At 70.2% G+C, this 12,561-nt stretch carries 13 protein-coding genes; 7 read left to right on the plus strand and 6 right to left on the minus strand.

Going from position 1 to position 12,561, the window contains the following annotated elements:
* The first annotated feature begins 296 nt into the window (after positions 1-296).
* The 5 genes from ABZS51_RS40510 (at position 297) to ABZS51_RS40530 (ending at position 3,925) form a co-directional block, all read left to right on the plus strand.
* Positions 297-1,385: an alcohol dehydrogenase catalytic domain-containing protein gene (locus tag ABZS51_RS40510; RefSeq protein ID WP_355453034.1), complete on the plus strand. Its 1,089-nt coding sequence runs from the start codon at positions 297-299 to the stop codon at positions 1,383-1,385.
* Between the two features lie 61 nt (positions 1,386-1,446).
* Complete coding sequence (locus ABZS51_RS40515; RefSeq protein ID WP_355453037.1) at positions 1,447-1,962, plus strand: cupin domain-containing protein; 516 nt, start codon at positions 1,447-1,449, stop codon at positions 1,960-1,962.
* Complete coding sequence (locus ABZS51_RS40520) at positions 1,962-2,612, plus strand: metalloregulator ArsR/SmtB family transcription factor (protein ID WP_310716591.1); 651 nt, start codon at positions 1,962-1,964, stop codon at positions 2,610-2,612. Before ABZS51_RS40515 ends, ABZS51_RS40520 begins: the two co-directional genes overlap by 1 nt.
* A 103-nt stretch (positions 2,613-2,715) precedes the next feature.
* A complete protein-coding gene (locus ABZS51_RS40525) occupies positions 2,716-3,453 on the plus strand; it encodes a BTAD domain-containing putative transcriptional regulator (protein WP_355453041.1) in 738 nt (245 codons plus the stop codon).
* Between the two features lie 118 nt (positions 3,454-3,571).
* Positions 3,572-3,925: a hypothetical protein gene (locus ABZS51_RS40530; RefSeq protein ID WP_355453044.1), complete on the plus strand. Its 354-nt coding sequence runs from the start codon at positions 3,572-3,574 to the stop codon at positions 3,923-3,925.
* A 99-nt stretch (positions 3,926-4,024) separates the two neighbouring features.
* Here the strand turns inward: ABZS51_RS40530 and ABZS51_RS40535 are convergent, their stop codons facing one another.
* Positions 4,025-6,274 carry an MMPL family transporter gene (locus ABZS51_RS40535; RefSeq protein WP_355453047.1) on the minus strand — a complete coding sequence of 750 codons (2,250 nt, stop codon included), beginning with the start codon at positions 6,272-6,274 and terminating at the stop codon, positions 4,025-4,027.
* A gap of 98 nt (positions 6,275-6,372) precedes the next feature.
* Between ABZS51_RS40535 and ABZS51_RS40540 the strand changes: the two genes are divergently transcribed.
* Complete coding sequence (locus ABZS51_RS40540; protein ID WP_355453050.1) at positions 6,373-6,894, plus strand: TetR family transcriptional regulator; 522 nt, start codon at positions 6,373-6,375, stop codon at positions 6,892-6,894.
* A gap of 66 nt (positions 6,895-6,960) precedes the next feature.
* On the plus strand, positions 6,961-7,176 hold the full coding sequence (locus ABZS51_RS40545) for a hypothetical protein (RefSeq protein WP_355453052.1): 216 nt from the start codon (positions 6,961-6,963) through the stop codon (positions 7,174-7,176).
* Positions 7,177-7,298: 122 nt separating this feature from the next.
* On the opposite strand, the gene ABZS51_RS40550 is transcribed toward ABZS51_RS40545, so the two are convergent.
* The 5 genes from ABZS51_RS40550 to ABZS51_RS40570 form a co-directional block, all read right to left on the minus strand.
* A complete protein-coding gene (locus ABZS51_RS40550) occupies positions 7,299-8,210 on the minus strand; it encodes an aminoglycoside phosphotransferase family protein (RefSeq protein WP_355453066.1) in 912 nt (303 codons plus the stop codon).
* 110 nt (positions 8,211-8,320) lie between these two features.
* Entirely contained in the window at positions 8,321-9,172 is an 852-nt protein-coding gene (gene aac(3) / locus ABZS51_RS40555; protein WP_355453055.1) for an aminoglycoside 3-N-acetyltransferase, read from the minus strand.
* Between the two features lie 221 nt (positions 9,173-9,393).
* Positions 9,394-10,044, minus strand: a complete 651-nt coding sequence (locus ABZS51_RS40560) for a hypothetical protein (protein WP_355453058.1) — start codon at positions 10,042-10,044, stop codon at positions 9,394-9,396.
* Positions 10,041-11,432 carry an ATP-binding protein gene (locus ABZS51_RS40565; protein WP_355453060.1) on the minus strand — a complete coding sequence of 464 codons (1,392 nt, stop codon included), beginning with the start codon at positions 11,430-11,432 and terminating at the stop codon, positions 10,041-10,043. The genes ABZS51_RS40560 and ABZS51_RS40565 overlap by 4 nt, the downstream gene beginning before the upstream one ends.
* Positions 11,433-11,876: 444 nt before the next feature.
* The coding region (locus ABZS51_RS40570; RefSeq protein ID WP_355453063.1) for a PASTA domain-containing protein at positions 11,877-12,561 on the minus strand (685 nt) is incomplete at its 5' end.

Here is a 12,561-nt window from a genome sequence, read left to right on the forward strand (position 1 = left end):
GGGTGGCCCAGCCCGGCGTCGGTCTCCGTCAGCAGCGCCAGAACCGCGTCGGCAGCCGGCCAGCGGCAGCGTCACGGCCAGCGCGACCGCCAGGCCCGCCGCGCCCCGCCGCACCTCGTGATGTCGTCGCGCCATCGCCTCACCTCTTGGGTACGGCGTGCGCCGCGGCCGCCGTCTTGGCCTAGCGCTCGCTTGGTTTTGGTCAGCGTAAATTTGCCCGGAAAGGGTGTCAACGGCCCCGGGGTTCGCCGAGCAATCGCTTGCTCACAATGGCTGCGCCGGGCTAGCGTGAGCGCATGCTCATGCGCGCCGCCGTGCTGACCGCCTTCCACGAGCCGATGGAGATCCGCGAGGTGGAGATCGCCGATCCGGGGCCCGGCGAGGTCCGGGTCCAGATCAAGGCGTCAGGGGTGTGCGGCTCCGACCTCAAGGCGATCGACGGCAAGAGCCCGGTCGTCGCGCGGCTGCCGTACATCCTCGGGCACGAGAGCGCGGGCGTCGTCGAGAGCGTCGGGGACGGCGTGACCGGCGTCCAGCCGGGCGACCACGTCATCGTCTCGATGAGCGGCCCGTGCGGCAGGTGCCGCCACTGCGGCGCCGGCCGCTTCCACCTGTGCTCGGGCCCGGCCAGGACGCGGGCCATCATGGGCGGCGAGCCGCGCGTCACGCTGGACGGCGCGGAGACCCGCCGCTTCATCGGCATCGGCTCGTTCGCCGAGTACACGGTGGTCAACGAGCCCATGTGCGTGCGGATCGCCCCTGGCGCGCCGTTCGACGCCATGTCCCTGCTGGCCTGCGGCGTCGTCACGGGCGTCGGCGCCGTGCTGAACGTGGCGCGGGTCGCCCCGGGCTCCAGCGTCCTCGTGGTGGGCTGCGGCGGCGTCGGCCTGAACGTCATCCAGGGCGCGGTCCTCGCCGGCGCGACCACGATCATCGCGGCCGACGTGGCGGAGGGGAAACTCAAGCTCGCCGAGCGTTTCGGCGCCACCCACACGCTCGCACCGGAGGACCTGCCGGCCCAGGTCGGCGAGGTGGTGCGGGGCGGCGTGGACTACGCCTTCGACGTGACGGGCGTGCCCGGCGTGCTCGCCCGCGCGTTCGCCGCCACGGCGCCGGGCGGCGCCACGGTCATGGTCGGCAGCCCTCCGGCGGGCCGGCCGATGGAGGTGGACACGTCGCTGCTGTTCTCCTCGCGCCGCCTCATGGGGACCCAGGGCGGGGACGCCGCGCCGCACCGCGACCTGCCCATGCTGGCGGCCCAGTACCTCCGGGGCCGCCTGGACCTCAACGGCCTCATCACGGAGCGGCTGCCGTTGGAGCAGGTCAACGAGGCGGTCGCGCACGTCCGCCAGGGCACCGTGGCCCGTACGGTCATCGTCTTCTGATCGGCGATCTCCTCTGCTATTCTAACGATCCTTAGAAAAGCAGACCTTGAGGAGATTGCTCATGTCGTACCCCGAGCCGCGTTACCTCGGCGAGAAGGGTGAGGTCAGCAGCCGGTTCCGGCCGGCCGACGCGCCCGTCGACCTCGTGATGGGCCCCGAGACCGACGACCCCGCGCAGCGGCGCACGCATGTGCACCACCTGGGGACGGGCGCCACCACGGGCGGCGCGTTCGGGCTGTACCGGTGGGAGATGGGGCCGCGTCCCGGCGGCGCCGGCGCGCACTTCCACCGGACCATGACCGAGTCCTTCTACGTCCTGGACGGCACGGTGCGCCTGTTCAACGGCGACCGGTGGATCGACGGCAACCCGGGCGACTTCCTCTTCGTCCCGGAGGGCGGCATCCACGGCTTCCGCAACGAGTCGGGTGCCCCGGCGACCATGCTCATCCTGTTCACCCCCGGCGCCCCCAGGGAGGGGTACTTCGAGGAGCTGGCCGAGATCGCCACGACCGGCCGACAGCCCACCGAGGAGGAGTGGACCGAGCTGTTCCTCCGCCACGACCAGTTCATGGTGTGATGGCCGGTTTCCCGGAAGAGCCGATCTACGAGCAGCTCGCCCGCATCGGCAAAGTGCTGTCCAGCCCGGTGCGGCTGCGGCTGCTCGACGTGCTCGACCAGCAGGAGCGCACGGTGGAGGAGCTCGCCGAGGAGGCGGGCATCGCGCTGAAGAACACCTCGGCGCAGCTCCAGCAGCTCCGCGCCGCCCACCTGGTCACCAGCCGGAAGGAGGGCACGAAGGTCTTCTACCGGCTGGCCGACGAGGGGGTGTCGCGCTTCCTCGGGGAGATGCAGGCGTTCGCGCACGGACGGCTGGCCGACCTGCGTGAGGCGGTGGCCCGCCACCTGGGCTCGCCCGAGGGTGTGACGGCCGCCGAGCTGGCCGCCCGGCTGGCGGACCCGGGAACGATCGTCGTGGACGTGCGCTCGGCGGCGTCCTACGCCACGGCCCACCTGCCGGGCGCGGTGTCGGTGCCGCTGGCCGAGCTGCGCGAGCGGCTTGAGGAGCTGTCGCGGGACGCGGAGATCGTCGCCTACTGCGGCGGCCCGTACTGTGTCGTGTCGCCCGAGGCGGTGCGGCTGCTGCGGGCGCACGGCTTCCGGGCGCTGTCGCTGGAGGGGGGCATCACGGGGTGGCGGCGGTCCGGCGGCGCCACCGTTGTGAGCTGAAAAATCACCTCAAATGGGTACATACCCGACGAAAGTGGCATCCACCTAGACACTGAGTGTTGACCAGGGGTTCCGATCCGGGACAGTGAAGGGACCGAAGGCCATGGGCAGCAGTCTCCGTCTCACACTCCTCGGCGGCTTCCGGCTGCTCGCGGGCGACGACCAGATCAGCGTCTCCAGCGGGTCCGAACGCCTGCTCGCCTTTCTCGCCCTGGGCTGCCGGGTGGTCTCGCGCAGCCTGACGGCCGCCACCCTGTGGCCCGACGCGCCGGAGCACCGCGCGTACGCGAGCCTGCGCTCCGCGCTGGCCCGCCTGGACGGCGCCGGCCGCCGGATGTTGCACGTCGGCTCCACCGAGGTCGGCCTGGCGCCGGACACGCGGGTCGACTTCCACGAGGCCAGGGCCCTGGCCGAGCGGATCCTCGGCCCGGACGTGCCGGCCGGCGGCGAGGACCTCGACCGCCACGCCATCGAGGTGCTGTCCCACGGCCTGCTGCCCGGCTGGTACGACGACTGGGTCCTGCGAGAGGCCGAGCAGTGGCACCAGCAGCGGCTCCACGCGCTGGAGGCGCTGTCGTCCCGGTTCGTCCGGGCCGGGAGGTTCGCCGACGCGGTGTCCGCGGCCAGCGTGGCCCTGCACGCCGAGCCGCTGCGGGAGAGCGCCTGCGCCGCCCTGGTCGAGGCCCACCTGGCCGAGGGCAACCAGGCCGAGGCGCTGCGCCAGTACCAGCTGTACGAGCGGGTGCTCCGCGGCGAGCTGGACCTGTCGCCGACGCCGCGGCTGCGCGACCTGGTGGCCGGTCTGCGCCCGGCGGACGAGGGTGGGCCGGGGCGCCGGTGATGCCGCCGTCACGCCGGCATCACGGGGCGGTCACTGGGTGCTGGCCATGCTGGCTGGTGAGCGCCGGAGCACCCGCAGGTGGCTGTCACCGCGGACCGGCGGGATCAAGGAGACAGGAATGCGTACCAGGCGAGTGATGATGCTGGCCGCGCCGGCACTCCTCGGCGCGCTCGCGTTCGGGCCGGCCGCGGAATCTCCGGCGTCCGCCTCCGCAGGCACCGCCGAGGCGTCGGCGCCGATCGTCCAGACCGCCACCGCACCCCTGAGCGCCAATCCCGGCAAGAGGTGGAAGAGGCGCTACAACAAGGGCCACGACGTCGGCTTCTCTGACGGCCGGTCCGACTGCAAGAACAACAAGCCGTTCGACCTCAACTTCACCGGCAGCGGCCCCTGGAACAAGGGCTACCACGACGGCTACATGAGCGGCTTCCACAGCTGCACGCCCAAGCCGCCCGCACCACCTGGACCGTAACCGGCAAGGGCATGTGACACTGCCTTCCCCGGACGGACGAAGGACCCCGCCCCGGCGTCAGCGGAGCGGGGTCCCTCTCCGCGTGAGGGCGTGGCGGGGTCAGCCGCGCGCGCCCACCGGCTCAGGCAGGTCGTCGCGCTCTCCCCGGCCCGCGTCTCCGCCGGTACGGCCGTCGTGGTCGTCCTCCTCGTGGCCCTCGACCGACAGGTTGGGCAGCAGCCGGTCCAGCCAGCGCGGGCACCACCAGTTCGCCCGGCCCAGCAGCACCATCGTGGCGGGCACCAGGAAGCCCCGGATGATCGTGGCATCCACGGCGATGGCCGCCGCCAGTCCCACGCCGAACGTCTTCACCATCGGGTCCGGGTACGCGATGAACGCCACGAACACGGACACCATGATGAGCGCCGCCGAGGTGATCACCCGGCCGGTGGAGCCGAGTCCCTCGGCGACCGCGCGGGAGTTGTCGCGGTGCCGCAGGTACGCCTGCCGTACGGCCGTCAGCAGGAACACCTCGTAGTCCATCGACAGCCCGAACAGCACCGCGAACAGCATGAGCGGCACGTAGCTCTCGATCGGCACCGTGAAGAAGAACATCTGCAGCGACGAAGCCTCCAGCGGCGGGTCCATGCCGACGAGCCGGCTCCCCAGCCCGACGGAGAAGACCATCGCGAGCGCGCCGAACGCGGCGCCGAGCGAGATGAGGTTCATCACCGCGGCCTTCAGCGCGACCACCGGGGCGCGGAAGGCGAGCAGCAGGAGGAGGGCGCTGAGGAGCACGACCACGCCGATGACCAGCGGCGTCCGCTCGGCCATGCGGTCACCGGCGTCGGTCAGCGCGGCGACCTTGCCGCCGACGTGCAGGTGCGCGCCGGGCACGGACAGGGCGCGGACGTCATGGACGACGTCGGCGGAGCGGGCGTCGCTGGGCGCGTAGTCGGGGATCGCCTGGATCATCACCGACCGGCCGGACGTCCCCACCTTGGCGGGGGCGACGTGCGCGACGCCGTCCACGTCCTCGATCGCGTCGGTGAGCCGCTCGACCACGGGCGCCTTGGCGTCGGCCACCTTCTCGTCGAGCCGGGCGACGACGAGCAGCGGCCCGTTGACACCCGGGCCGAAGCCCGAGGCCATGAGCTCGTACGCGCGCCGCGGCTCGGAGCCCTGCGCGCCGTACCCCTCGTCGAGCGGCCCGAGCTTGAGCGCCAGGGCGGGCGCGGTGAGGGCGGCCAGCACGACGACGCTGCCGATCAGCACCCGCCACGGGCGGCGGGCCACCCACGCCCCGAGCCCGGCCCAGCCGGACGACTCGCCGCGGCGGCGGCCGAGGAAGGGCAGCTTGAGCGCGTTGACGCGGTGACCGAGCAGCCCGAGCAGGGCGGGGACGAGCGTGACGGAGGTGAGCACGGCCGTGACGACCGAGATGCCGGTGATCCAGCCGAGCGTGCGCAGCAGCGGGAACCCGCCGAGGACCAGCGCGCTCAGCGCGACGATGACCGTGCCGCCCGCGAACACCACGGCGCCGCCCGAGCTCGCGACCGTGCGCCGGACCGACTCCTGGACGGGCACGCCGTCGGCCAGCAGTCTGCGATGCCGTGACAGCAGGAACAGCGCGTAGTCGATGCCCACGCCGAGCCCGATCATCGTGGCCATGATGCCCGCCTGCTTCGGCACGTCCACGACGTGGCCGAGCAGGCCGATGATGCCCAGCCCGGCGGCCACGCTGACCAGCGCGGTGAAGATCGGCACCAGCGCCGCCGTCAGCGTGCCGAACGCGAAGACGAGCACCAGCAGCGCGCACGCCACGCCGATGATCTCGCTCGGCCCGGTCTTGATCTCCTTGTCGGCGGGGGTGGAGCTGTCGGCGGGGACGACCTCCAGCCCGGCGGCCCTGGCGGGCTCGGCGGCCCGCGACACGACCTGGGCGGCCTCGGCTGGTTTGGTGGTGTCGTGCCCCTCCAGGCGGACGGTGATGAGGCCGATCTGCAGGTTGGAGGCGATGCCGCCGCGGCGGTAGGGCGTGTCGACCTGCTTGACGTGCGGGACCGCGCGGATGGCGGCGATCGCCCGCTCGACGGCCTCCTTGCGGGGCTTGTCGATGAGCTGCCCCTTGGCCGAGTAGACGACGAGCTGCACCGTGCCGCCTGTGTCGTAGCCGGGGCCGAAGCCGGTGCGCATGAGGTCGTGCGCGCGCTGCGCGTCCGTGCCGGGGATCGTCACGTCGTTGCTGACCGGACTGCCGAGCACGAGGCTGCCGCCCAGCAGGCCGGCCGCCGCGACCACCCATAACGCCAGTACCACCATCCCGTGCCGGGCGCACCAGCCGCCCAGCCGCCCCAAGAACCGCGTCATCGCAGGCCCCCTCCTCGACGGCCGTCCTGTACGGTCGTACAGGATCTACGATAGATCGGGATATACCCGAAGGCTGAGGCGAGTACGGAAATGAGACGATGACCACAGCCGACGACACCCGCAGCAGAATCCTCGCCGCCGCCCGCACGCTGTTCGCCGAGCGCGGCTACGCGGGGACCTCGCTCGCCGACATCGCGGCGGCCGTCGGGCTGACCAAGACCGCGGTCGCCTACCACTTCCACCCCAAGGACCGGCTGGCCGCCGAGCTGCTCGCGCCCTGCGCCGACGACATGCTCACGCTGCTGGGCGCCGAGTTCTCCGGCCGGGAGGCGTTCCTGGAGGCGCTCGTCGGCTTCGTCGTGCGGCACCGGGCGGTGCTGCGCCTGATCATGGAGGACGTCGGCGGCGCCGACGACGCCCCGCCGGGGTCGCCGGGCGAGGCCATCAGGACGTTCCGGGACGAGCTGTTCGCCCGGCTGGTGGGGCCGGAGCCGGACGCCGGGTCCCGGCTGCGCGGCTGGGCCGTGCTGGGAGCGCTGCAGTGGGGCGTGGTGCACACGACGGACCTGCCGGAGGAGCAGGTCCGCGCCGAGCTCCTCCGCGCCGCCCGCACGATCTGACGACGCTTCCTGTTCCTCAGAGGGTGCGCTTCGTGCTCAAACCGGCAGATCCGGGTACATGGAGGCATGGTCGAGCGCGATGAGGTCCCGGCTCTTGTTGCACTTGAGGTAACCGACAGGGCATCGCCCGAACTGAGCAGACGCGAGGAAGGCCGCCATGACGAGGCCGGCCTCGTTGATCCCGAAGCAGGCATCCGCGTCTATGCGCCGGCCCACGTTCTTGATCTCATGAGCCGCTCCAGTCCGTGGCCGAAGGCCGACCAGCTCCCTCGTCCCGCGTGAGGCCCAGGGTCTTCTCCGCGACGCCGGAGGAGATGGCGGACGTGCCGGCACGCCGGCGGGGTGACGAGGCGCTCGACGCCTCGCCCCAAGGCACCTTCGACCGTCTCCTCTGAGACGAGCCGCTACCCGTCGGCCAGGATGCGCTCCAAGGTGCGCCGGCCCATGCCGCTCATCGCCGGATTGCTGTCGATGTAGTACCAGACCGCCCCCATCGACTGCTGGAACGCCCACGCCTTGCCCCGTTCCCATTCCACGTCGTCGCAGCCGAGCCGTTCCCGGAGCGCCTGTCGCGGCCCGGACTCCAGCAGGTGCCACGCGCTCACCAGGTCGAGGGCGGGATCGGCCGGTCCGAAGCCGCCGACGTCGAGGATCCCGCTCAGCCGGCCCCCGGACACGAGCACGTTGCCGGGGATCAGGTCGCCGTGGGTCATCACGTCCCCCGCCGGGTCGTGGGGCAGGTTTCGCATCTTCGCCCACAGGTCGCGAAGGCGGTCCACGTCCAGAAGCAGCCGGCCGGCCTTCCGCAGGTCCTCGGTGTGCCCGAGACAGGTCTCCACCCACGCGTCATGCGTACGCAGGTCGCCTCCTCGGCCGTCGCCGGAGAAGGTCCGGCCGCGCGTGCCGATCGCGCGCAGGTCCTCGATGAGGTCGGCGAGATCGTGGGCGAACGCGACCGACTCCTCCGGGTCCGCGTCGAACGCCACGACACCGGGCAGCCACGTCTGCACCGACCACGGAAGCGGGTAGCCCACCCCGGGCTCGCCGAGCGCCACCGGCTCGGGCGTGGGAAAGCGCGTGCGGCCGGCCAGCTCGCGGGCCGCCTCGGCCTCGGTCTCCAGCCGGCGCCGGATCGACTCGACGTCGCCGGGCTGCAGCGGGAAGCGAGCCGCCAGGTCGTCGCCGATGCGGAAGATGGCGTTGACCGTCCCGTGGGAGGACACTCTCCTGACGGGCAGCTCACGCCAATCCGGGAACTGCTCGTCCACCAGCGCCCGCACCGTCTCGGGCGTCACCGTCAGCTCGTCGGCGTGCATCTTCACGCCGGCGAGCGTCCCGCGAGGCGATCCGCGACCGCAACCCGTTTTCCGCCGCATGACGGGGCACCCGATCAGGGCACCCGAAGGAGCGATCCCAGGGCGACACGTCAGGCCCTTCCCAGGTTCTCCTCCATCCAGGCGACCCCGAAGCGCACCACGTCCCCGGCCTCGAACAGGTGACTCTGCGCCGCGCCCACCATGCCGCGCCGCACCATCCCCGCGGCGATCATCTCCGCCGCGATGACGGCGAACGGCCATTGGTCCTCGGGCACCACGTGGGAGTAGTCGAAGGCCCCGTCCTGCGAGTCGATGTCGCGGAAGCGGCGCCAGACCCGCTCGCCGTCCACGAGGATCGGCTGCTCGTACTCCACGAACCGCTTGCCCGGCGCGTCCGCGAGCGCCTCGGCGTGATGCAGCAGCGTGAGGGTGTCCAGGGGAGCGCCCAGCAGCAGCACGCGGCCTCCGGCGGCGACCAGCTTGGCCAGCGGACTGCCGGGACCGTGCGGGTCGTCCCACGGGTGATCGGCCATCAGGGCGGCCGCCGACGCGCCGAGGGCGGCGAAGCTCGCGTCCGGGTGCCGGCTGCGGACCGCGCCGGGCCGGCGGCGCAGCGCCTCCGGCAGGCGTCCGTTGTCGTGGTCGGCCTCGCTCAGGTCGGGGTCGTACGGGGGATGTCCCGCGCGCAGGGCGTCCTGCCATGCCCGGGGCCAGTCGGTGAAGTCGTACGGCGGGGCGTCGTTCCAACCGCAGGTGACCATGAGGGTTCCGCGCTGCCCCACGACGTCGAGCAGGGCGTCGATGATCGTCTGCGGGCCGCCGGCCACGTACCCGATGGCGGACATACGGGTGTGGAACATGACGACGTCCCCCTCGGCGAGGCCGAGAGCGGTGAGGTCGCGGGCGATCCGGTCGCGGGTCACCGGGCCGTCGGAGTGCTTGAGCAGAGCCTGCTCGTCCATGATCGGAAGATATCGGCGGCGCGGACGCCGAGGACAGCGAATTTCCGGCCGGCCACTCGCGCGGCCAGGACCTTCGGAACCTGACAACGCCGCGAAGCGGGCATGGGCATGAGACCAAGCCCAGAAGCGAACCTGGGAACGACGTCGGACCTGATTGCAGATCACGACCTTGGTACAGCGGTCCCTGTCCTCGGCCCCGAACCGAAGGACCCGCCGTCATCTCACCGATTCTCCCCCATGCGAGAAACGGCCCTTCGCAGGCCGGCGATGATGTCTGCATTGAAATCGTTCCATGACGGAACATCGCATATGAGACCCTCGGGGTCAATGCGGTCCAGTAACTGACGCCTGTGCTCGGAAAAACGTTGCTTGAATCTGTCCAGCCTCCTACCGGACAGACCGGACGCGAGGGCCAGCTTCTCGGCGAGCATGGACTTCGGATCAGCAATTGACTCAACAGAGCCCGGCTTCGGCAGATTGAGGTTCATGCGACCGTTTGGATTGCCTGCGACCTGCCGGATGTCACGCTCGTCCAACATGAGCCAAGCCTCGGTCATCCGAATAGGGATGGCGCCGGCGTAAGAAACTCCAGGCATGACGCCTTCCACGGCCAGCCGAATCTCCCGCAGCCGGGCCTCCCGCCCATCTCTGTCCGCGTCACGGTGCACTATCACCAGTTCGTACGGACCGCCGATCTCCTTGATCATCTCCAGCTTGGACGCTAACGTCTTCTGACGAGAGGGCGGAAGTCTTTCCATCAGTGGATCCGTGATCGCCACTCTGAAACCATTTTCGATGGCTATGCGCCGGACATGGGTCGCAATGCCACTGTCGCTGGTTCCTTCACCAAGGAACAGGACGCGCAGGTTCACGCGATCTCCAACGAGAGTTGGGCCCCGGGCGGCGTTGTCAAGTAGGGCAGGATGTCGGCCTTCGTGACAGCTCTGACCTTGGATTCCTTACTATCGCGCCAACTGCCCGCAAGCGGGCGCAGTTGCAGGGCGTGGGTCATTGTCCCATCAGGCGCCTGCCTGATGTCGGACTCCGCGAAGAGCAGATCCTGCGGATCCACGAGTTGGACGACCGCGGGCGAATGCGTGTTGACAATGACTTGACGGAACGGATTGTCCGGTCCTGGCGCCTCTTGCGCGTCGACAGCCAGGTCTTCGACCAACCGAACCATCGCGTCCAGGTTTGCGGGATGTATGCCGTTCTCGGGCTCCTCCATGCAGAGGAGACCCTCGACGGAGGGGTCTTCGAGAAGAACACATAGCGCAAGAAAGCGAAGCGTCCCTTCCGACAGACTCCTGGCAGGAAGCGCAAGACCTCCAGATTCGACAAGTTGTACGGTGAAAAGCTCGCGCACATCGTCCTGTTCGACCTGCAGGTCCCTCACGTCAACGCCGGACAGGTCGGCAAGCCGGCCGGCCACTCGCGCGTATATGCGCTCCGGATCGCCGTCCTCGTAAGCTATGCGGAAGAGAGTTGCCGCCAGATGGCGTCCGGTTGGATCCATCTGTCGAGGATCGACATAACGATCCGCCGTTCGCAGGGCGGAGGGTTCCAGAGCCAGGCGACGCCATGACTGCATCTCCCGCCGCGCAGCGAGAACTGTTGGATCGTCGCTGCTCGTGACCGTACTTACGACTGTGGCAGGAGCCCGGGACGCAGCCGCTGGTTTTGGCTGCCCTCTGCTCCCCCCGTCTTGGTGAATACTGATGATCGGCTGGCCATCGGCGTCTTGAGTTGTCGAGATGAAAGCTGTACCAGCACGACGCCCATGCAGTACCGCCTTTCGAAAATGACCAGCATTGTGTCTGAAGCGAAGCCTTTCTGGTGCGTCGCCAAGCTTGATATGCCGGAGCCTTTCCGCGAGCAAACCAAGTCGCCCGATCTTCTCGATACCGCTCGGTGGAATATATGCGAGCTCCAGTTCGTAGCGCAGAAAGGTGATCGCCGGCTTGGCCGGACGCCCAAAATCGTCCTCAACCTCACCCGGAACAATCATTTCTACAGCGAACCTCATCGTGTGATCGGCTCCGGAGTAACCGTTCCAAAACAGATCTCGGGGATCACCCAATCGCTCACCATGCACACCACGGACTTCTTGGGCCGCCTCGATCAGGGATTTATCAGCCAGCAGGCTAAGGAACTGGATCACGTCGAAGACATTTGATTTCCCGGTCCCGTTGACGCCTGCGATGCACGTAAAGGGACCAAGATCGGCCTCGAAACCCAAGAGGTTCTTGAATCCGTGCACTTCCAGCCTTGTAAGCATCAGAGCCTTCCCACACGTCCATGCTAGCGGTGGCCGCAAGGATACGCCTCGTGATCAGACCCCAGCAGTACATCCGTGAGCTGACATGGAGGAGTGCTCGCTCCTTGGCTTGTCGGCCCGAGGACAACCCGGTTGAAGTCCGCCGTGTCCACCGCCACACTCTGCGGGTCGAGTCGGCTTCCGATCGCACTACAGAGTGCTCGAATGGAAGCGCATAAAGCAATGGTGCGGAAGTCGGATAGCGCCCGGAGGTGCAGGGGGCCGGAGGACCCTTGCCCAGGGGGCGTAGGGGAGCTCGGCTCCCCCCACTGAGCGCTGCCCGAGCCCCTATGCGGGAAGCGCGACGGGGAGAGCCCTGCCTTTGAGCCCGAGCCGCTCCCAGCGAAGCCGGTGAGGCCGGAGCCCCTCGATGCTCGCGCGCCGCTGTCAGGCGGGTCTGTCGGAGGCGGTGGCGGTCGGGGTGGGAGGCACCGTGGCCGGGGGTTCGGAGGGCTCCGTGGGATCGGGGTCGCTCTGGGCCAGGACGCCGACGGTGAGGACCACCCCGCTGCCGGGCTTCGCGCAGGTGCCCGGCGCGACGCTCTGCGCCAGGACCGTGCCCGCGCGCGACTCGTCCGTCACCAGCCGGGTGTCCTGCGTCACCCCGAAACCGGCCCCGCGCAGCGTCCCGCTCGCCGCCTCCCCCGTACGGCGGAGCACGCCCGGAACCTTCGTCCCGTGCTTGGACACCACGAGCGCCACCTTGCCACCGCCCGCGATCCGGGTGCCCGCCTCCGGGGCGGAGGAGAGGACCTGACCGTCCGGCCGGGCCGAGCAGGACGTGCTCACCGCGCCCAGGGTCAGGCCCGCGCTGGTCAGAGCCGTCTCGGCGGGTCCACGGCGCATGCCGGTGACGGCGGGCACCACCAGGCCGGCCGAGACGCGCAGCGCGACCGCCGTCCCCTTGGGCACCGCCACGCCGGCCTGCGGCTGGGAGCCGAGCACCTGGCCGACCTTGCGCGGGGAGTCCACCTGCGTGACCGTTCCGGCCACCAGGCCCGCGCGTTCGAGCGCCTTGACCGCCGAGCCCCGGTCGAGGCCGCCGAGCGCCGGCACGTGCACGCCGCCGGCC

The organism is Nonomuraea sp. NPDC005501 (assembly GCF_040605905.1).
In the GTDB taxonomy this organism is placed as follows: Bacteria; Actinomycetota; Actinomycetes; order Streptosporangiales; family Streptosporangiaceae; genus Nonomuraea.

What these genes read in the sequence shown, in the direction of transcription:
- ABZS51_RS40510 (WP_355453034.1), top strand. Translation starts at nt 297, where the DNA reads ATGCTCATGCGCGCCGCCGTGCTGACCGCCTTCCACGAGCCGATGGAG.
- ABZS51_RS40515 (WP_355453037.1), top strand. Translation starts at nt 1,447, where the DNA reads ATGTCGTACCCCGAGCCGCGTTACCTCGGCGAGAAGGGTGAGGTCAGC.
- ABZS51_RS40520 (WP_310716591.1), top strand. Translation starts at nt 1,962, where the DNA reads ATGGCCGGTTTCCCGGAAGAGCCGATCTACGAGCAGCTCGCCCGCATC.
- ABZS51_RS40525 (WP_355453041.1), top strand. Translation starts at nt 2,716, where the DNA reads ATGGGCAGCAGTCTCCGTCTCACACTCCTCGGCGGCTTCCGGCTGCTC.
- ABZS51_RS40530 (WP_355453044.1), top strand. Translation starts at nt 3,572, where the DNA reads ATGCGTACCAGGCGAGTGATGATGCTGGCCGCGCCGGCACTCCTCGGC.
- ABZS51_RS40535 (WP_355453047.1), bottom strand. Translation starts at nt 6,274, where the DNA reads ATGACGCGGTTCTTGGGGCGGCTGGGCGGCTGGTGCGCCCGGCACGGG.
- ABZS51_RS40540 (WP_355453050.1), top strand. Translation starts at nt 6,373, where the DNA reads ATGACCACAGCCGACGACACCCGCAGCAGAATCCTCGCCGCCGCCCGC.
- ABZS51_RS40545 (WP_355453052.1), top strand. Translation starts at nt 6,961, where the DNA reads ATGGTCGAGCGCGATGAGGTCCCGGCTCTTGTTGCACTTGAGGTAACC.
- ABZS51_RS40550 (WP_355453066.1), bottom strand. Translation starts at nt 8,210, where the DNA reads ATGCACGCCGACGAGCTGACGGTGACGCCCGAGACGGTGCGGGCGCTG.